Annotated in this window: 15 protein-coding genes; 3 read left to right on the plus strand and 12 right to left on the minus strand. The window is 60.3% G+C overall.

The window, feature by feature from the left end; translation table 11 throughout:
• Window positions 1-16: 16 nt before the first annotated feature.
• Window positions 17-2,836 (minus strand): carboxypeptidase regulatory-like domain-containing protein, encoded by a 2,820-nt coding sequence (locus SCM96_04815; GenBank protein ID MDW7759944.1) that lies wholly within the window; start codon window positions 2,834-2,836, stop codon window positions 17-19.
• Window positions 2,837-3,027: 191 nt separating this feature from the next.
• Here SCM96_04815 and SCM96_04820 point away from each other — a divergent pair, with 191 nt between their 5' ends.
• Window positions 3,028-3,942, plus strand: a complete 915-nt coding sequence (locus SCM96_04820) for an ROK family protein (GenBank protein ID MDW7759945.1) — start codon at window positions 3,028-3,030, stop codon at window positions 3,940-3,942.
• A gap of 7 nt (window positions 3,943-3,949) precedes the next feature.
• On the opposite strand, the gene SCM96_04825 is transcribed toward SCM96_04820, so the two are convergent.
• From SCM96_04825 to SCM96_04840, 4 genes are all read right to left on the minus strand, one after another.
• On the minus strand, window positions 3,950-4,555 hold the full coding sequence (locus SCM96_04825; protein ID MDW7759946.1) for a hypothetical protein: 606 nt from the start codon (window positions 4,553-4,555) through the stop codon (window positions 3,950-3,952).
• 58 nt (window positions 4,556-4,613) lie between these two features.
• Window positions 4,614-5,981 (minus strand): alpha/beta fold hydrolase, encoded by a 1,368-nt coding sequence (locus tag SCM96_04830; protein MDW7759947.1) that lies wholly within the window; start codon window positions 5,979-5,981, stop codon window positions 4,614-4,616.
• Between the two features lie 79 nt (window positions 5,982-6,060).
• Window positions 6,061-6,519 carry a MaoC family dehydratase gene (locus SCM96_04835; protein ID MDW7759948.1) on the minus strand — a complete coding sequence of 153 codons (459 nt, stop codon included), beginning with the start codon at window positions 6,517-6,519 and terminating at the stop codon, window positions 6,061-6,063.
• 25 nt (window positions 6,520-6,544) lie between these two features.
• Complete coding sequence (locus tag SCM96_04840; protein ID MDW7759949.1) at window positions 6,545-7,861, minus strand: L-serine ammonia-lyase, iron-sulfur-dependent, subunit alpha; 1,317 nt, start codon at window positions 7,859-7,861, stop codon at window positions 6,545-6,547.
• Window positions 7,862-7,993: 132 nt separating this feature from the next.
• Between SCM96_04840 and SCM96_04845 the strand changes: the two genes are divergently transcribed.
• A complete protein-coding gene (locus SCM96_04845) occupies window positions 7,994-8,713 on the plus strand; it encodes a hypothetical protein (protein ID MDW7759950.1) in 720 nt (239 codons plus the stop codon).
• Window positions 8,714-8,818: 105 nt separating this feature from the next.
• Here the strand turns inward: SCM96_04845 and SCM96_04850 are convergent, their stop codons facing one another.
• From SCM96_04850 to SCM96_04865, 4 genes are all read right to left on the minus strand, one after another.
• Entirely contained in the window at window positions 8,819-10,588 is a 1,770-nt protein-coding gene (locus SCM96_04850; GenBank protein MDW7759951.1) for a phosphoenolpyruvate carboxykinase (GTP), read from the minus strand.
• Between the two features lie 194 nt (window positions 10,589-10,782).
• Window positions 10,783-11,199 (minus strand): nickel-responsive transcriptional regulator NikR, encoded by a 417-nt coding sequence (gene nikR / locus SCM96_04855; GenBank protein ID MDW7759952.1) that lies wholly within the window; start codon window positions 11,197-11,199, stop codon window positions 10,783-10,785.
• Window positions 11,200-11,252: 53 nt separating this feature from the next.
• The gene (locus SCM96_04860; GenBank protein ID MDW7759953.1) at window positions 11,253-12,461 is read right to left on the minus strand and encodes a glycosyltransferase; all 1,209 of its coding nucleotides are present in this window, start codon (window positions 12,459-12,461) and stop codon (window positions 11,253-11,255) included.
• The gene (locus SCM96_04865; protein MDW7759954.1) at window positions 12,454-14,652 is read right to left on the minus strand and encodes a bifunctional alpha,alpha-trehalose-phosphate synthase (UDP-forming)/trehalose-phosphatase; all 2,199 of its coding nucleotides are present in this window, start codon (window positions 14,650-14,652) and stop codon (window positions 12,454-12,456) included. Before SCM96_04865 ends, SCM96_04860 begins: the two co-directional genes overlap by 8 nt.
• A gap of 244 nt (window positions 14,653-14,896) precedes the next feature.
• Between SCM96_04865 and SCM96_04870 the strand changes: the two genes are divergently transcribed.
• A complete protein-coding gene (locus tag SCM96_04870) occupies window positions 14,897-16,015 on the plus strand; it encodes an NADH:flavin oxidoreductase (protein ID MDW7759955.1) in 1,119 nt (372 codons plus the stop codon).
• 18 nt (window positions 16,016-16,033) lie between these two features.
• On the opposite strand, the gene SCM96_04875 is transcribed toward SCM96_04870, so the two are convergent.
• The 3 genes from SCM96_04875 to SCM96_04885 form a co-directional block, all read right to left on the minus strand.
• Complete coding sequence (locus SCM96_04875) at window positions 16,034-16,705, minus strand: HD domain-containing protein (protein MDW7759956.1); 672 nt, start codon at window positions 16,703-16,705, stop codon at window positions 16,034-16,036.
• On the minus strand, window positions 16,702-17,943 hold the full coding sequence (locus SCM96_04880) for a DUF1015 family protein (protein ID MDW7759957.1): 1,242 nt from the start codon (window positions 17,941-17,943) through the stop codon (window positions 16,702-16,704). The genes SCM96_04875 and SCM96_04880 overlap by 4 nt, the downstream gene beginning before the upstream one ends.
• Before the next feature lie 112 nt (window positions 17,944-18,055).
• Window positions 18,056-19,939 carry a sugar phosphorylase gene (locus SCM96_04885; GenBank protein ID MDW7759958.1) on the minus strand — a complete coding sequence of 628 codons (1,884 nt, stop codon included), beginning with the start codon at window positions 19,937-19,939 and terminating at the stop codon, window positions 18,056-18,058.
• Window positions 19,940-19,957 lie beyond the last annotated feature (18 nt).

The following is a 19,957-nucleotide window of genomic DNA, read 5'->3' on the forward strand; positions in this document are numbered from 1 at the left end:
CAGGAACCCGGTATAATCACCAGTTCATACGGAGAGTCAACCGGGCCTGGCGGGGTTGCTGGCGGCTCCAGATCTGTCCGAAAATCGGGATGTCCTGTTTGATAAATGAAAGGGGTCTCTGGCTGTCAAGAACGTTGAGGAGATCGAGCCGGACGTGAAAATCCGGGCCGGCCTCGTCCCGCGACCGGGCGATCCGGAAGGCTTTTTCGAGTCCGAGGTCCAGATAGGCGTGGGCGGGTGTGGTCCGGGTTCCCCGTCCCTCGGGAAAGGACATATAGATCCCGAAAAAGGGCACATAGCCGAGTTTTTCCCAGGGATAGCCCGACAGAAATTCAAAGGCGGCCGAGGTCCGGATCCCGAACGGTGCGGCCCAGGCCGCATGGACCTTGACGTTGTGGTCGACGGAATAGGGAAGCCGTCCGTACCAGCCCTCGTCTCCGATGCCCCGGCCGCCGAGTCCGCCGAGGTTGCGTGCGACATAGTCCCTGAACTCCTCGAGTCCCGGCAGAGGCGGAACGAAGAGATGGTTGCCGAAAAAGCCGAGGTAATTGGTGTTGCCTTCCTCCTGGTCCCAGGCGCCCGTCTCCATCTGTCCGGGATTTGTCCCCCGGGCCAGAGCATGCGTGTAGGAGGCGCTCAGAAAGAACCGGTCGCGGATGCGGCCCGTGACTTCAAGTTCAAGGCCCCGGTAATCGCGCCTCTTGTGTTCGAAGTTGTCGAAGAGGAATTTGTAGCCGGTGGAAATGTCGAAGACGGCCAGAACCTCGAGAAGATTGTCCGCCTTGGCCCGGACATAGCGGGCTTTGACCGCCCAATCCCGGCCGAGACGGCGGGCGAACTCCACGAGAATTCGGGACAGAACGTTGGGGCGGATGCCGGAGGCGATTTCGAAGGGCTGGCTTCTCTGTTCATGTTCGAAAACCCAGTTGTCCGGATGATGAAGTTCGGCGTCGGTCGGGTTCATTCCGCCTTTCCAGCGGTAGGTGCGGAAACTCAGCCCGGCGCCCGAATTCAGAATGCCCAGCGGCATCGTGGTGATAAGGTCGGAAAAACGGCCCCAACCGATTTTCAGAACATTGACGCCGTCTCCCGTCAGATCGGCGGCCAGGGTGAACCGCGGCGAAAGGAAATCGCTGAAACCCCATGACCAGAGTTTTTCGCCGTTATGATCCCGGCAGAGCTGGGTCTGGGAACGGACGCCGGCCATCACCGTGAAGCGTCCCGCCGTAACCTTGTCCTTGAAGAAAAATCCCAATCCGCGGGCTGAGTTCACGAGATCGACCGGGCCGTACTCATAGAAAAAACTGGGAACGACGAACCCTTCCCGCCGGGAGAGAAAATAGTATTTCGTACCGGCGTCGAAGCCGTTTCCCGGAAAGAGATCCTGGGCCTGCCCCGTGAAATCCACGGCGAAGCGCGAGGAAAAATCGTAATATTCCAGGCCCAGGCTCAGCTCATGGCGGCCGAATGTCTCAGTCTCCGCATGGTGTGTCAGGCGGACGTTCGCGTCGGTGCGGCGCTCGTTGTCGATGACGCGGCCGTAGGAGTTGTTGAGATTCCGGGCCAGGTCTTCGACAAAGTATTGGGCCGGCCCGAGATCTCTGTCTTCGGGTTCGGTCTTGGTGTTGCGGCGGACACGGCCCAGGCCGGCCTCGACGAACGTCGTCGGAGACAGAATGCTCTTGGTGTTCAGGCGGAGGACGAGATCGGAAAAAGTTTTGACGTCGAAAAGTTCCGGAACGCCTGTTCCGCCTTTATGCCTGAGGGTGGTGTTGAAAGCCGAGGTCAGGGAAACGGTGTGGCCGCTCGCCGGGGAAAAGGTCAGCTTGGAGAACAGGTTGTTCGTTGTTGTCGAAAGACGCCCCTCGGGAATGAAGAGATAGTCGTAGATTCCGTCGCGCGTTTCCTCGATGTTGGTGTAGGAGTTGTTCGAGAGAAAAAGCCACAGCTTGTCCCGAACGATCGGTCCGCCTGCATTGGCGTACATGTTGGCGTTCGAGAAGCGGTCCGGCTCGCTGAAAACGGACAACTGCTCCCGCCGTCCGGCCTGGAGGGATTTGTCCGTGAAGACGAGGGCCAGGTCGCCCCGCCAGTCGTTGCCGCCGCTTTTGGTGACCATGTTGATGATGCCGCCGAAGGCCGAGGCGTATTCCGGGCTGAAGGGATCGGAGATGACCTGGATTTCCTCGACGGCGTCCATGTTGAGGGGAACGCCCGAATTGCGGAGCCGGACGCCGCTTATGGCCAGCCCGTCGATGATCCAGGTGTTGCCTTCCTCGCCTTCGCCCCGGAAACTCGGCTGCCCTTCGATCGCCCGGCCGCGCCGCGTGTTGTAGCGGATGCCCATGGCCCCGGGGGCATGCTTGATGGCGTCGATGACCGTTCTGTTTTGCGCCGGGAGCCGTTCGATATCCCGCCGGGTGATGGAATAGCTGGTGTCCGAGGACGTTTTATCGATCAGGGGCGGGGCCGCCGTGACGACGATGTCCTTGCGGGTTTCGGAGTAAGCCAGAACGGCTTTCAGGCTGGTCACGGCGCCCAGCCGGACGATGACGTCCTTTTGGATGAGCGTGTCGAATCCTTCGAGCCGGTACGTCAGCGTGTAGGCGCCGACGGGAAGAAGAGGCAGCCGGAAATCGCCGGACCGGCCGGATACGACCGAACGGGATCCCTGGAGGTTCGGACTTGAAGCGGTGACCTCGACGCCGGGCAGCGGGTGCCCGGCGTCTTCGACGACGCGGCCCTGGATTTCTCCCGTTTGGCCGGCCGTCGCGGCGGTATTGGCCGCCAGGAGGGCGAGAAGGACGCAGGTTGCGAAGCGAAAATTTCCGGACATGGGACATCCTTTCCCTGAGTAAATGTCGCAGGGCTATTGTCTACGCAATCGGCGAAAGAATCAACAGCGAACGAAGGCCCCGCCGAACGGATTGCGACGGGTTGAAGATTGTTCTAAAATAACATCCCCCCGAACCCGAAGAGTGGAAACGATCAAGTGCGATCAGCGAATCAAATAGCCCGGAGGGATCCATGACACGATATGCCGTCGGAATCGACCTCGGAGGAACCAAGGTCGAAGCCTGCCTCGTCGATGAGACCCGGAAGGTCTTGGACCGGCGCAGAATCCCCTCGGAGCCCCATTTCGGAAAAGACCGGGTGGTGACAAATATTCTGAAGATGGTCGATGCCGTCGCCGAGGGCAAAGCCTATGAAGCGGTGGGGATCGGAACCCCGGGCACCTATCATCCCGGCGACGACATCATGTATGGAGCGCCCCATACGCCGCTTTATGAAAATCCCGGCCTGATCAGCCTGTTGAAAAGCCGGATGGGTGTTCCGCTTGTCGTCGAGAACGACGCCAACTGCCTGGCCCTGGCCGAATATTATGCCCAATGCCGGGACCGGTATCGATCGATCATGGCCGTCATCCTGGGAACGGGCATGGGGTCGGGTCTCATTCTCGACGGCAGATTGTACCGCGGCCCTTGCGGTAATGCCGGGGAGATCGGCCATATGTCCGTCGATTATCGCGGCCGGGCCTGCGGCTGCGGCCGGACCGGCTGCGCCGAAGCCTATCTTTCGGGCCCGAGTCACAGCCGCCGGTTCCGTGAACTCTCCGGAGATGCTTTGGATCCCCGGGACATCGTCCGGCGATGGGAAGAAGGGGATGAGAAAGCCGAGGCGCTTTTCGAGGAAAGCTGCCGGATCATGGCGGAGGTTTTCGCCGACTGTGTCAATGTCCTGGATCTCGAGGCCATCGTCCTCGGAGGGGGGGTCTCCAACATTTCCCTCTGGTATGACCGTGTTCCGGAGCTCATGGAAGCCCGGATCTTCGGGATTCCGGGCCGCCGGCCCCCGCTCCTCAAGGCCGTTCTCGGCGACTCGGCCGGGGTGATCGGCGCCGCTTACCTGGCTCTTCGGGAAATGAGTCTGCTCGATTTCTGAAGGCTTTTCAGTCTTCCTGCCATCCCCAGGGCAGAGGCGGCGGGGGAACCGGTTTGGTCAGATCGAAATCGACCCGGAATTCCCGGCCCTCGCGGGTCAGGCGGTAGGTATAGGTTTTCCCGGGATAGATGTAGATAAACCAGGTGTTGTCGACGGATTGCGGGATGCCGGTCCTGACGAAAAGTTCCTTGGAGTACTGATCGGCCGGAAAGGCCTGGGCGTTGGGCCAGCCGGCGTCGACGGTGTGCCCGCCGTACATCGTCGTTTCGTCGTCGCTGCCGTCCTCATGGCGATGGTCGTGCTTGAGCTGCAGACCGGAACCTGTTTTGGTGATGATCCAGGTGCGGGACCGGTCTTCCCCGACATGGAAGGGGATGTGCAGGACGTTTTTGGAACACTTCCAGACGTGCATGACCAGCCTGTGATCGGAAAAGGCCCGGTCGCCTTCATTGCCGACGGTCACCTTTCCTTCAAAGGCCTGCCCGCACAACGCAGCCAAATGATCGAAAAAGGCATCGTGGGCGGCGATGGAAACGGTGTTGTCCCGGCCGGAGATGAGCCAGGCCGGAACCAGAATCAAAGCCGCGATCGGAAGAAAAATGAGTTTTTTCATCGGGACCTCCCTCCGGAATTATAAAGGGAAAAGATGTGGGATTCCAGCGAAATCCGACTCAGTCCACCCGCCCGGCTATCCAATCGGCGATGTCATCGATAACCGCCTCGGCCACGTGGCCGGCGACGTAGAGGTATTCGTTGGGAGTGATCAGGCCTTCCCCTTCCATGAACAGATGGTTGGCTTTCGGATAGAGTTTGAAGGCTGTTTTTCGGCGTCCCTCCAGGCCGGTTTTCCAATTCTCGAAATCCTGCTTTGTGACCTGGTAGTCGCGGCCGCCCTGGAGAATGAACAGGGGACGGGCATCGTTGCGGATTTCGGCCGGAGGATCGTAACCGCGGAGGTCGAGCCAATAGGCGGGGAAAGCGCCCATGATTCGTTCTCCCGGGATGTCCTTCACGGGATCGAGGGCGTTGATGCGGGCGACCTGTTCTTCCATCTCGGCCAGGTGTTTCTTTTCCTCCTCAGAGAGCGTTCCCTTCAAACCGAGAATGTACCGTGTCTGTTGAAGCATGGTCTCCGGGAGAGGCCGGGTCAGTCCGGCCAGGGCGATGAATCCGGCCGTCCGCTCGTCCGCCGCGGCGATTCTCGGAATGAGCATCCCGCCGAGACTGTGCCCGAGAATGAAGATCCGCGAGGCATCGATGCCGTCCGTCTTTCGCAACAGATCGGCCGCGGCCAGGGCGTCCTCCACGGTCTCCTCGAAGACGGTGAGGCGGGAGGCCAGGTCGGGGTTCATGACGATTTTTTGGCCGTGGACCTTGGTCCGCTTGTCATAGCGGAGAACGGCGATGCCCCGCGAGGCCAGGCCCCAGGCGATGTCCTTGAACGGCCGGTTGGGGCCGATGGTTTCGTCACGGTCGTTGGGCCCCGATCCGTGCACAAGGACGACGGCCGGAAAAGGACCTGTCCCCTGGGGCATGGACAGGGTTCCGGGAAGCGCCCATTCGCCGTCTCCGACCTCGACTTCGGTTTCGCGGAACGACTCGGGCCGGGCATAGGACGGCGTCCGGTATTCCGTCGATTCCACATGGGGAACGAAGTTCAAACCGGCGATCTCTCCCTCGGCATTGAACACGACACGGGCGTCGAGCTTCGCCTTTTCGAACATGCAGGCGACGTAAACGATGACGTACCCTCCGGAGCGCTCAACGCGGGTGCTTGTCATCTCCTTGAACGGGCCGACCTGCTTGGCCAGGCCGTCCCGGATCATCTTGAGCATTTCGGGCGGAGCGGCCTTCTTCATGGCCTCGTCGAAGTGTCGCCCGGCGGAGATGTCGTCACCGGCGAAAAAATTCCCCACCATGTCCCTGGCCCGCTCGATCATGTCGATGCCGGTTTCGGCCTGATCGGCCTCCTGTGAGGCCGCGACAGGGATGCCGCACAGAAGACAGGCCGCCGCTCCTATCGCAAAGACCTTTTTCATATTCGATCTCCTTTCCATTTCTCTCCTCCGTGTTTCGGCCGGATATAGAGTATACACTCCGGTCCGGGAATTCATTTGATCAAAAGACGATGAGGACCAGAAGTTCCGCGACCAGGGCCGGTTTTTTCCCGCCCTCGAGTTCGAGCGTGTTTTCGAGGGTCAGAAGGCATTTGCGAAAGCCGCGTTTTTCCAGGCCCTTGAGTGCAACCCGGTTCCGGACACGACTGCCGGAGCGGACCGATGTGATGAATCGGACGCGGTTCAAGCCGTAGTTGACGGCCATGCGGAAGGTCATTTGAAACAGGGGCGTTTGGGCGAGAAAATGGGGAAGAAGAGACAGAAGGAGGAAGCCGTGAGCCACGGTCCCCCCAAGGCGGCTCTTTCCCGCCTTTTCCGCATCGATGTGGATCCACTGTCTGTCCTCAGTGCAGGCGGCGAAGGCGTCAATCCTCTCCTGGGTGACGGCGAACCATTCGGTAAGTCCGATTTCCCGGCCGACGAGGGTTTTGAGCTTCCGGGGTGTCAGTTTTTCGGTCATCGTCGGCCGTTTCCGCTGGGTTTGCTCACGGGACGTCGAAACGCTTGCGGATCATGATGTCCAGGATGGTCCGGTCGGCCTCGATCATGCCTTGGGTCGAAAGTTCGCCCAGGTTTTTCATGGTGTCCTCGGGCGAATGGGCGACGATGCCGTCCGTGCCCTTGATATCCAGCCCGTGAAGAGAGAAGAGCGCGGACTGGACGGCGTTTCCGGCCGCGGTGGCCAGCTTGAGGGCGCATCCGGCCTTGGCCCCGTCGCAAATGACGCCGGCCAGGTCGCCGACGACGTTCTTGATGGCGCCCGCGATGTGGCGGACGTTTCCTCCCATAAGGTAAGCAATGCCGGCCGTGGCCCCGGCCCCGGCGGCGATGGAGCACCCGCAGACGGCGGTCAGGCGTCCCGTGTGGGCCTTGATGTAGGCCGTGATGACATGACTCAGCCCTACGGCCCGGAGAAGCCGCGTCTCGTCGACGTCGGCGATGTAATCCCGGACCGCCCGCACCGGAAGGATGGCCGTCAGCCCGTGGTTTCCGCTTCCCGACGAACTCATGGCCGGAAGCTCGACTCCGGACATCCGGGCGTCGGCCGCGGCCGAGGCCAGGATCTTGGCCGCGGTGATCATGTCTTTTTTGAGGAGGCCCTCTCGAACGAGCCGTTCCAGGGTCAATCCCACGCCGAGCCCTGGGCCGAAGGCCAGGCCGTATTCGGCCAGTTTCATGTTGCAATCGATGCCTTCCTTGAGGAAAGCCAGATCATCCGCGTCCAGACCGTCGAGCAGGGCGACCAGTTGTTCGAGCGTCAAGCCGGCCAGCCAGGCTTCCGCCTCCCGAACGTCGGATTTTTCCCGGGCTTTCGCCGCAAGCAGAGGGTGGTCCGATAAGACCCGGCCGTCAAGAGAAAGGGAGACGATGTTGTCATGAAGATCGGAGATTTCGGACTCGGCGGTTCTCTCTCCGCTGCGAATCCGGGTTTTGACGAAAAGCGATCGGCGGTCCCGCAGAACATTGATATGAACGCGGCCTTCGCGGACGAAAGTCTCGGCCTGTTTCAGGCTTTCGGGAGTTACGGTTTCGAGAGCCTGGAGGCGGCGGGACGGATCTCCGCCGAAGGCGCCGAGGGCGGCGGCCAGATCGATTCCGGCCGCCCCGCGGGCTCCGGGGATGGCCACGGCCAAACCGTTTTTGTAAATGTTGGGGTCAAGCTCAAGTTCGATGGAGTCGATATTCCGGTCGGGGAGAAGGGCCGCGGCGGCCGCGGCGCCCAGGGCGACGGCGGCCGGCTCCGTGCAACCCAAAGCCGGCGCGACTTCCAGCCGGAGGATGTCTTTGATGGTATAGGCCATGACGGCACCTCTCTGTTTCTTTGGGGACCTACTATACCCGATTTCCCCGATTTTGTCTTAGCGGCGAGGTCTTTTCAATTTTTTCCCCCCCCTGTATACTAAACATTAGGAAGAGATTGAATGAGCAATGCGATGAACCAAACACGAGTTCGGAAAACCGGTCGATCCGATCTGCGGATCGCCGCTGTCCTTCTCCCGGCCCTCTGTCTATTGGCCCTCCATGCTTTTCCCCGGGATGAGCGGGCCGAGCCCGGCCGCTTTTTTTTCAGCGCCGTCACCCAGAAGACTTCATTTGCAGGGGAATTCGACGGCAATCTCATTCTCGGCAACGAGCAGAGGATTTTCAACATCCCTAAACTTGCACCCAAAGAGGGGTTCGGGCTGGCCTTCGGCAGCATGACGCCGTCCGGAATGTGGAGTGTCGCCTACACGCAATCCATCCACAGAACGGACTTCCGGGGGATCGGCGGCAAGGCCGTATTCAACGCCCTGGATGTCGACGGGAAAGCCTTCCTGATCAGGAACTTCCCCGTCAGGCCCTATGTTCTTCTGGGTTTTCACGTGCCCTGGATCACGGTCAGGGACGGTGTTCTCAGGGATGTGAGGGTCTGCGACGCCACGTATTTCGGGCTGGGTGTGAAGGCCGGAACGGGTCTTGTGGTCGAGCTCGGTGACGTGCTGATTTTGAGCGGCGGCGTCAATTACCGGCTGATGGGATTCATGTATGTCGACGGGCTGGGACGGAGCCGCGATGTCTCGAATCTGCGCATCGAACAGACCGGGGCCCTCCGCAGCCGCTTTCTTCGTGTTGAGGGATTGGCCCTCGAACTCCGTGTTGGGTTCGTGATCTGACGTTCCGTGCCCGCTCAACCCTCCGACGGCTTGCTCCGGGATCCCCCCTGCGCCCCGCGAAAGCCTGAATTTGATCGGCTTCCGCTTTTCGGGCTTGCCCGTCCTTCAGGGGATCCGGCGTTCGAGCTGTTCGGTTTTTTCGCGGATTTCGCCGGGCAGGCGGCCGCGGTAGGGCGAGAGGAAGTTCCGGATTTCCTCGACTTCGTCTCTCCACTGCGACATGTCGACATCAAATAAGGCTTCGAGGCGGTCCTTGGACAGGTCGAGCCCTCCGAGTTCGAGATCCTTGGGACGGGGCACGAGACCGATGGGCGTCTCCCGGGCGCCGGCCTCGCCGCTCACCCGGTCGATAATCCACTTGAGGACGCGCATATTCTCCCCGAAGCCCGGCCAGATGAATTTGCCGCGTTCGTCCGTCCGGAACCAGTTGACGGAAAAAATCTTCGGCGGGTGGGACATCCGGTGGCCCATGTTCAGCCAATGCCGGAGATAGTCGCCGAAATTGTAGCCGCAGAACGGCAGCATGGCCATGGGGTCTCGCCGGACGACGCCGACCTTCCCTGTGGCCGCCGCGGTCGTTTCCGATCCCATGCGCGCGCCCATGAAGACACCGTGCCCCCAATCGAAACTCTCGACAACGAGAGGGATGAGCCGCGACCGCCGGGCACCGAAGATCACGGCCGAGATGGGAACACCCTGCGGATTGTCGTATTCCGATGAGAGGGTGGGAGTGTTGATCGTGGAGACGGTGAACCGGGAGTTTGGATGGGCGGCGGGCAAGCCGGCATCTTGGCTCCACGGCCGCCCCTGCCAGTCGAGCATGGCGTCGGGGGCCTGCGCGCTGAGACCTTCCCACCAAGGCTCGTTTTTTGAAGTGTCCAACCCGACATTTGTAAACAAGGTCGGGTTGAAGCGGCCGCCGATCAGCGTCCTCATCATGTTGGGATTGGTGCCCATCGATGTTCCGGGCGCGACGCCGAAATAGCCGGCCTCGGGATTGATGGCCCAAAGCCTTCCGTCCGGACCGATATTGAGCCAGGCGATGTCATCGCCCAAAGTCCAGATCCTGTAACCGGGGAGAGCGGATTCCATCATGGCCAGATTGGTCTTGCCGCAGGCACTCGGCAGGGCCGCGGTGATGTAGGTGATTCGGCCCTTGGGATCTTCGATCCCGATGATGATCATGTGCTCCGCGAGCCAGCCTTGCCTGTAACCGAGCCAGGAGGCGATCCTCAGGGAGATGCACTTTTTACCGAGAAGGGCATTGCCGCCGTAACCCGAGCCGACACTCCAGACAAGGCTGTCCTCGGGAAAGTGCGTGATATAGCGGCGGGCGGGATCGAGATCCCCGATGGAGTGGAACCCTTTGATAAAGTCGTCGCGGTTGCGAAACTTTTCGAAGGCGGCCCGGCCGAGGCGGGTCATGATCCGCATGCTGACGGCGACATAGGTGGAGTCGGTGATCTGGAGACACGCTTTGGCATAGGGCGATTCGGGGTTTCCCATCATATAGGGGAGGACGTACATGGTCCGTCCGCGCATGCAGCCGTCGCTCAGATCGCGAAGCATGCGCTTGGCCTCATCAGGATCTTTCCAGTTGTTGTTGGGGCCGGTCGTTTCCCGGTCGGGGTGGCAGATGAACGTCAGATGTTCCGTCCGGGCGACGTCGGTCGGATGGCTGCGGTGGAGATAGGCGTTGGGCCATTTGCGGTGGTTGAGTTCCCGGAAGACGGGCTGGGCGTTGAGCTGTTCCTCATGGCAGCCGATCTCAAGGAGGCGCCAGGCCTCGCCTTCGCTGCCGTCGCACCAATAGATGCGGTCCGGTTTGGCCAGCCGGGCCTGTTCTTCGATCCATTTTTCCGCGGCGGATATCACGGGCGTCTCTCCTCATTTCCTACTATAGCCTACCCGCCCGGCGCGTGACAAGCTGTCGGCAGCTTGTCATCAAACCCGTAGTGTTATTGGTTTTCCTGTTGAGCACCCCAACCGGGGACGGTTCATTTATTGGATCGCACTTATGGCCGAGAGTAAGGCTTTCTAAAAGCCGAAGGCTGTGACGGCCGGATCACTCAGGGGATGTCCCGGCCGGTGCTGGACATGCTCAGCGTGCCGTGTTTGACGCCCTTGACGGACAACAAGCTATCGGCCAGCCGGCGGACATCGTCGGGTCTTCCGCGGACGGCGACGATCTCCAGGCAGTTGTCGTGGTCCAGATGGACGTGCTGGGTGGAGATGATGTTTTTCTGGAAGTCGTGTTGAATGTCCATGAGTTTTGTGACGAGCTCCCGCCGGTGGTGGTCGTAGATGATGGTGACGGCGCCGGCCACATCCTCTCCTTCCTCCCACTCTCTCCGCACGAGTTCCCGGCGGATGAGGTCGCGGAAAGCCTCGGACCGGTTGGCATAGTTCATCCGCCGGATGTGACGGTCGAACTTGTCGAGAAGGTCCCTCTCGAGAGAAACGCCGAATCGGGCCAGTTTCGTCATGTCGTGCCCCGCACCATGGAATATCGATTGATTAGCACAGGGCGGCTGATCCGTCAAGCCAGGAGCTCGTTCATCAGGTCCAGGTAGTCGAGAAGCAGGCGGGTGATGAGGAATTTCCTCCGGACTTTTTCCCTGGCGTTTTCCCCGATCTCCCGGCCGCCGTCGGGAAGGCGGAGAATCTCCAGGACACGGGCGGCGAAGCCCGGAATATCTTCGGGTTCGAGCAGGAATCCGTCCACGCCGTCGTCGATTTGAAGAGGGATGCCGCCGATTCGTGAGGCGACGACAGGCCGGCCCTTGAGCATGGCCTCGGTCACGGTCAGGCCGAATCCCTCGCGGAGCGATGCCTGGACGACGACTGCCGAACTCCGCTGGAGAGCGTTGACCAGAATCTGGTTTTCGGTTGTCGGCAGAATGATGTCTCCGCTTTCGATGAGAGCCCGCGCCTTATTGCGGACTCGCTCATAAATCCGAAAACCCTCGGGATCGTCCATGGCCATGCTTCCGCAGAGGACGAGGCGGACGTCCGCTTCCTTGCGGATGATCTTGAACATCTCGACCACGCCCTCCGGGTTTTTCCATTTGTCGAAGCGCGAGATCTGCGTGATGATCGGCTTGTCCGTGGGGATGCCGTTTTTCTTGAGAGACTTGGCGATGGTGTCGGGCGTCAACGGCATGTTCTTCGCTGAGAGGGGATCGATCGCCGGCGCGATGACCCGCTGTTCGACCGGAAGGTCGGCCTTTTTGTAGGCTTCGCTCGACACGATGACGAGATCGTAGCGGAGGATGAACGTCTTCAGGAACGCCCACAGTTGCGAATGCGGCGAGGAGAGATCGATATGGCATCGCCAAACCCAGGGCTGGTTTTTCTTGAAGAAGTTGATAAGCGGCAGGGGCTGAGGGTCGTGAACGACCAGGCAGTCGTGATTGAAGTGCGAATAGATGGAGAAGTCGCGGTTCGTCTGCAGGTAAACGCGCTTCTTCATCTCCGTAAAATTCATCGCTCCGCCCTGGAGGGCGTTGTGAAATTTCTTGGTGATGCCGAAAAAATCCGGATTGCCGTGAAGGATGCGCCATCCGGCGTCCAGGCCGGCGTCGTTCATCAGGGGGACGAGGGACGACAGAATCTCGGCCACGCCGCCTCCCTGAAAACTCGAATTGATATGAAGAATATGCTTGTCGTAGAGTGTCCGGGCCCGGCGGTGGATCCGGGCGATCGTCTCGTCTCCGACGATGCCGAGGTAGCTTTCGAGATTATGCATTTTCGCTCCTTATCAGATCTTCGAGAAGGCCGCGGAATTCCTCGACCGACTTGACGTGGTTCCGGGCCCGAGAGGGCTCCCGACCCACCCTGAGGGAGAAAGCGGAGTCGGGCAGCACGGCGAAGAGGTCTTCGTCCGTCCAGTCGTCTCCCGCCGCAAGAATAAAATCATGGTTGCCCGCATGGAGCAGTCTTTCGGCCGCGCTCCCCTTGTCGATTCCGGCGTTTTTGATTTCGAGGACTTTTCGGCCTTCCATGACGGACAGGTTCAAGCCGGAAGCGAGATGGAACAGGGCTTCCTTGAGCTCCCCGGCCCGTGTCGAGGCCAGGCGCGAGGGGACGCCCCGGTAATGCCAGACGAGTGAAAATTCTTTTTCCTCGATAAAGGCTCCGGGTGTTCTGTCGACGAAAAGCTCGAGGATGGGACGGATCTCCGGCTTCCAATCGGACCTCAGGGATTCCGTCATCGTCCAGGCTCCGGCGGGATCCCGGATCCATGCGCCGTGTTCCGCGACAAGGTGAAGATCCAGGCCTCGGAACCATTCGTCCAGGGCTTGACGCGTCCGTCCGCTGACGATGGCCGCGGTGTTGTCCTTGGGACGGACCAGTCTTTCGAGCATGTCGAGGAGGTCCGTGTCGGGACGGGCTTTTTCCGGCCTTTCGGCGATGGGAACAAGCGTCCCGTCGTAGTCGAGAAGAAGCAGCCGTTTTCGGGCCGCCGTGTAGGCTTTGAGGATTTCCGTTTTGGTCTTATCCGTGATCAGTGTTGCGCCGAGATCGTTTTGGATCTGTTTCGTCTGGGACAGCCGGGCCAGAAAATCCGCGGCCCACTTATCGAGGCTGTATCGCTTGAGACGCGATTTCATGGCCGTCATCCGTTCGGCCTGATGGTCCTCCGGCATCTCCAGGGCCTGCTTCAGGGTCGCGGCCATGCCTTCCGTATCATTGGGGTTGATGATCAGGGCCTCGCCCAATTCCTGGGCGGCCCCGGCCATTTCACTGAGAACGAGGACGCCGCGGTTGCCCGGTTTGGCGGCCACGTATTCCTTGGCGATGAGGTTCATGCCGTCTTTGAGGGGTGTGACGAGATTGACGTCGCCCAGGGCATAAAGGGCGGACAGCGAAGGAAACGGCAGCGAGCGATGGAGGTACCAGATCGGCATCCAACCGATTGTGCCGTGTTTACCGTTTATCCGGCCGACCGCCTCGTCCACGCTCCTTTTGAGGGTCATGTATTGCTCGACCTTGGTCCGGGAGGGCACCGTGACCTGGATCAGGATGACCTTTTCCCGGTACTGCGGGAATTTCTCCAGGAAGATATCGAAGGCCTGAAGACGGTGGAGAATGCCCTTCGTGTAGTCGAGCCTGTCGACGGAGATGATGACTTTCCGCCCCAGGGTCCGTTTTTGAAGTTTTTCGATCTCCCGCCCGACATCGGGCAGGGCGGATGCGCCCGCCCACCGGTCGTAATCGATGCCCATGGGAAAACTGTCCACCTTGATCAGCCGGTTGCCGTACATGAGGCGGCCGAGACTGTGCTTGAGTTCAAGCAGCCGCAGTGAAGTGTCAAAAAACTGATGAGCGTATTCGTAGGTGTGGAAACCGATCAGGTCCGCCCCGAGAAGACCTTCCAGGATCTCGCTTCGCCAGGGGATCTGGAGAAAGAGCTCGGAAGCGGGAAACGGGATGTGCAGGAAAAAGCCGATGGACAGTTCCGGTTGGACCTCCCGAAGAAGGGAGGGCAGAAGCATGAGATGGTAATCGTGAACCCAGACGGTGTCGCCCGGGCGGAGGTCCCCGGCCAGCTCGTCGCGGAAGCGCAGATTGACGCGCTTGTAAGCTTCCCACTGGGCTTTGTCGAAAGTCGCATAGGACGAAAAGCCGTGAAACAGCGGCCAGATCGTCTTGTTGCAGAAGCCGTGGTAATAGGTCTCGATCTCGCGGCGGGACAGGTCGACGGCCAAGCATCCGAAACCGCTCCGGAGATCGGCCCGCATTTTTACGTCGTCCGCGCCTTTGAGAATCTCGGCCGGAAGACCGCACCATCCCGCCCAGATGTTGTCTTTTTTCCCCTTGTGAAAGGACCCGAGCCCGGTCGCCAGGCCGCCGACGCTGGGGTGGTAGGCAAGGGCATCCCGCTTTTTTTCCGCGGTGACGGGAAGCCTGTTGGATACGAGAATCAAACGTGACATTATTCCTCCCGAATGCCATTCCGTGTTGTTGTATTGCCGAATGAACGGCGAAGAACAAAAGTCCGAATGACCGATTCTTTGCGATGTGTTGTGTCTTTATTCTAATCGATCGGGACTTCTCCGGCAACCCCGAAGGGATTTTTGCCGGATGCCGTTGTCCGGTTTGTACGAATTTGACAAACACATCCGGAAATCCTTACCATGATTCTCTCGTTGTCCCATCCCTTCCAAAGGACATAACGAAATGGACATTGACAGAAACATCCTCTTCTCGCCCGTCCGGATCGGCGGACTCGAAATTCCCAACCGCTTCGTCCGGTCGGCCACCCATGATTACCTGTCCGACGATGACGGGTTTGTCACGGATGCCCAGGTTGACCTGTATGAGAAGTTGGCCGAGGGCGAAGTCGGGTTGATCATCTCCGGACATGCCCATGTCCAACCTTCGGGAAAGGCCAGCCCGCGCCAGATGGCCGTTTATGAGGATCGATTTATCGAGGGGCTGTCGCGGATTCCCAATGCCGTTGCGGGTTTTTCCTCGCGCGTGTTTCTCCAAGTCGCCCATGCCGGCCGCCAGACGAAGGAGAAACTCTGCGGCTGTGTCCCCGTTTCGCCTTCCGCCGTCCCCGACCCGGTTTCCAAGACCGAACCGCGCGCACTCGCCCCCGAGGAGATCCGAATCTTGATCGCCGACTTCACGGCGGCCGCGGTCCGGGCCCGCAGGGCCGGATTCCACGGCGTTCAGCTTCACGCCGCCCACGGCTATCTTCTCTCGAGTTTCCTTTCGCCCCACACCAACCGCCGCACGGATGTCTGGGGAGGTTCGGTCGAAAACCGGGCCCGGGTTCTTGTTGAAATTCTCCGCGAAGTCAAGGCCGCCTGCGGCTCGGATTTTCCGGTGATCGTCAAGCTCAACTCGACGGACTTTCTGGAGGGCGGCCTTTCTCTTGGCGACGCCGTCCGGATCGCCCACCTTCTGGAGAATGACGGCATCGACGGCATCGAGGTCAGCGGCGGGATGGCCGAAGCGGGACGCGGCTCAGTCCAGCCGGGACTGCGAAGCGAGGACGAGGAGGGCTATTTTGTCGAAAACGCCGCCGAGATCAAGCGGGCCGTCAAAGTCCCGGTCTTTGCCCTCGGGGGAATCCGCACCCTGGCCGTCGCCGAGCGGATCGTCCGGGAAGGCCGGGCCGACCTCGTCTCTCTCAGCCGGCCGCTCATCCGGGATCCTTTTCTGGTCAGACATTTCAGGGAAGGGGCGGCCGCCAAGTCGGCATGCATTTCCTGTAACCGATGCTTCAACCCGCGCGGCATCCGCTGTGCCGAGCTTGCCGGCAAGAACGGATTCAATCGAAAAGAATGATCTCGATATCCGGAACTCTTAGACGCGGCCTTGGGTTTCCCTGTTCAGGCGGTCGAAGAATCGAACCATGAAACGGTGGCGCGATTCCGCGATGCGGCGGCCTTCCCGGGTGAAAATCCGGTCCCGGATCGTCTTGAGTTTGACGAGGTATTCGCGATAGGCCGTGTCGTCCGCGGTGTAAGGTTTCGTTCGGTCGGGATCGACGTTTGCGTCGTGGAGACGGGCCCCGATCTCTCCGGCAAAGAGAAAAGCGCGGCCGATCCCCGTCGCGCCGATCGAGTCCAGCTTGTCGGCGTCGAAAAGCACCTTGGCCTCCAGGGACCGCCGGCCCGCTTTTTTCCGGAAGCGGTGGGTGCCGATGCAGTGAAGGACCCGGGCGGCGGTCCTTTCCGGAACGCCGTGTCTTTTCAGGATGCCACGGGCCAGCATGATGCCGCTTTGGGAATGGCAGACGGCGCCGTTCGACCGATCCTCTTCGCCGCGGCCGATATCGTGAAGAACGGCGGCCAGGGCGAGGACCTCGAGGTCGGCTCCTTCCTTTTTCCCGATCCGCAGACAAAGATTGACAACACGCTCCGTGTGATCCCAACCGTGGCTGCCCCTGGCTTTGCGGAAGAAGCGCCGCGCCTCTTCATGGATGCGTGCGAGGACATCCGACGCGGGCGTTTCGGCGCCGGATGTGTCTTTCATTCGTCGATGGTGTGGACAGCCAACCCGTCCTTGAGCTTGGGTTCGAACCAGGTCGATTTCGGCGGCATGATCTTTCCGGAATCGGCCACGTCGAACAGCTGTTCAATGGTCGTCGGAAACAGGCTGAAAGCGACGGCGAATCCGCCTCCGTCGACTTTCCGCTCGAGCTCGTCCGTGCCGCGGATTCCGCCGACGAAGTCGATGCGTTTGTCCGTCCGCGGATCGGCCACTCCAAGAACCGGCTCCAGAAGATTGCGTTGCAGAATCGAGACATCCAGGGAAGCGATGGGATCGGCGGCATCGTATGTGCCGGTTTTGGCCTCGAGAACATGCCAGGTCCCGTCAAGATACATGCAGATCTCTTTGGGCCGATTCGGCGTCTTGCGGCCGGCCGCGACGATTTCGAATCTCTCGGCGACGCGGTTCAGAAAAGTTTGGCCGTCAAGTCCATGGAGATCCCGGACGACGCGGTTGTAGGGCAGAATCTTCATCTGATTGTGGGGAAAGATGACGGTCAGGAAAAAGTTATAGGCTTCCTCGCCGGTGTGATTCGGGTCGGTTTTTTCCCGTTTGACCTTGATGCGGGTTGCGGCCGCGGAGCGGTGGTGTCCGTCGGCGACGTAGAGACAATCGAGGTTGGCGAACTCTTTTTGGATCCGGGCGATGAGATCGGGATCGGAGACGACATGGAAGATGTGGCGGACGCCGTCGTCCGTGGCGAAATCGCATTCGGGCTTTTCTTTCAAGACGCCGGCGACGATCGCGTCGATCGCCTCCGACGCCCGGTAGGTCAGAAAGACCGGACCGGTTTGGGCATTCAACGTTTCGATGTGCCGCATCCGGTCGCTTTCCTTGTCCGGCCGGGTGAGCTCGTGTTTCTTGATGATGTCGTCGAGATAGTCACGGCAGGAGGCCGCGGCCACGAGACCTGTCTGGACATGATCGCCCCAGACCTGCTTGTAGATGTAAAAGCAATCCCGGGGGTCGGGCGCGATGACGCCCTCCCGCAGGAAGCGTTCATAATTCTCCTTGCCCTTGGCGTACACGGCATCGGAATAAAGATCCGTTCCCGGCGGCAGGTCGATTTCCGGCTTCCCGACGTGGAGAAAGGAATAGGGGTTATCTTTCGCCATGTCGCGGGCTTCGTCCGAACTCAGGACGTCGTAGGGGGGCGCGGCCACCAGGTGGACGATGTCGCGGCGCGGGCGGACGCCCCGAAACGGTTTGATATAAGGCATGAGGACCTCCAGAGAAGAACTTTAAATGGGATCGCTTCCGATTGTCAATCGATTCGTTTGAAGACTTCCCAATCCTCGGCTCGGCTCACATCCGGCTTCAGAACGACCGTCATCATCTTTCGGGTTTGAGCCAGGCGACCTGATAAGGCTCAAGGGGGATTTCGAGGGCGCCGCCGCGGGCTTCCCGCCGTGTTTCACTCACCAGATCCAGCCAGACTCCGGCATCCGTCCCCACGTCCGTGAGCGGGATTTTTAAAAGGATCTTTTTTCCCGTGACATTGGTCAGGGCGAGGATCCGGTCATCGCCCTCGGGCGAGAGGCGCACGACCGCGAAGACGCCGGGCGAGAGATGGAGCACCTTCTGGCCGCCCCGGGGATGGAAAGCCCGATGCCGTGTCCGCAGAAGATGGAGCTTCGCCGCCGCACTCCGGATGAGAAAGAGTTTGGATCCGGGATCCGTCATGTCGAGGGCCGCCTGTTCGCTGTCGATGAAGGCGCGGTTCACATCGCGCTTGACGCCCGTTTCCTTGACCCGTCCGTGGTCGTTGGCCGTACCCATGAAACCGTGGACGTAGATGCCCGGCACGCCCCGCAGAACGAGGGCGATGCTGCGGGATGCGATGTAGCGGCCAACCTGCCCGGCCAAGCCTTCCCGGCCGTTGTCGTCATTGACGGCGCTCCACCATGTGGTGTTGATCTCGTAGGGTTCCTCGGTCCGATTGTCCGTCATTTTATGGGAAATGTAGGCGCCCCGGGCGCCCGCCGTCTTGACGATGAATGCGATCTCCTCCGGGGAAAGAATCTCCTTGGCGCCCTGGAGTCCGATGCCGTCGTGGGTGTCCAGAATATTGAAGAATGTCGCCGTGTCGGACGGCGGCCTGAGATCGGCGGCCCACCGGGAGAGCGCCCGGCCGTCTTCCCGGTAAAATGTGTGGAGAACGAGGGCCGGCAGAGCGAAATTGTAGACCATGTGGGCCTCGTCCGTGCCGTCGCCGAAATACGCGATGTTTTTTTCGTGAGGCACGTTGGTTTCCGTCACAAGGGCCACGCCGGATCCCACGCTGTCGACGACATCGCGGAGCAGCTTCACGATTTCGTGGGTTTGCGGAAGGTGGACGCTTTCCGTGCCGGGTTCGGCCCAGATATAGGTCACGGCGTCCAAGCGGAGGATGTCGGCCCCGTTGCGGATGTAGAAAAGCATGCTGTCTATAACCTGGATCAGAACTTCGGGATTCCGGAAATTCAGATCGACCTGATCCTCGGAAAATGTCGTCCATACCCATTTCGGGCCGCCGAGGGTTTCGAATCGGGTCAGGATGTCCGAGGTCCGGGGCCGGAAAATTTTTCTGCGCTGATCGGGAGTGAGGTCGTCGGGAGAATCATAGGCGATGAAATAATCCCGAAACCGGGGATTCCCGTTGAGGAACTCCCGGAACAGCTCGCTTCGCGAAGAGACATGGTTGAGGACGGCGTCGAACATCAGGTCGTAACGGCGTTTTTTCTCCCGGATGTCCGCCCAGGAACCCAGTTCCGGATCGACCTGCTTGAAATCCACGACGGCGAAGCCGCGGTCCGAAGAGTAAGGGAAAAAGGGAAGGAGGTGGAGGGTGTTGATGGCGCCGCGGTTATAGGTGTTGACGAAATCATGAAGCGTGGATAGGGGCGTTTTTCCGGGGCCTTTGACGATGTCGCCGTAGGTGATCAGAATCATGTCCTGCTCGGAAAACCGTTCGCGCGGATCGTAGGTTTTCTCTTTTTCCAGCATCTCGGGTGGTTTATGGGCCTGGTGGACCTGCAGAATCCGCTCCAGCTCGGGCATGATCGTGCCTGAGGCCGCATCTCCGTAAAGAAAGCGAAGTCTCCTCAGCACGCGCTCGCGGATGTCATCGGGGATCTTGTCGAGCGGGCGGGTAAAGTCGGGATGGGCGTCGTAATACGTCCGCTTCCGGACGAATCCGGAGGCGTCTTCGAGCTTTCCGTTCCTTTGTTTCGACATGTGGACCGCCTCCTCCCG

The sequence above is a fragment of the Acidobacteriota bacterium genome (assembly GCA_033549365.1).
Lineage (GTDB): Bacteria > Acidobacteriota > Aminicenantia > Aminicenantales > Saccharicenantaceae > JAWSUF01.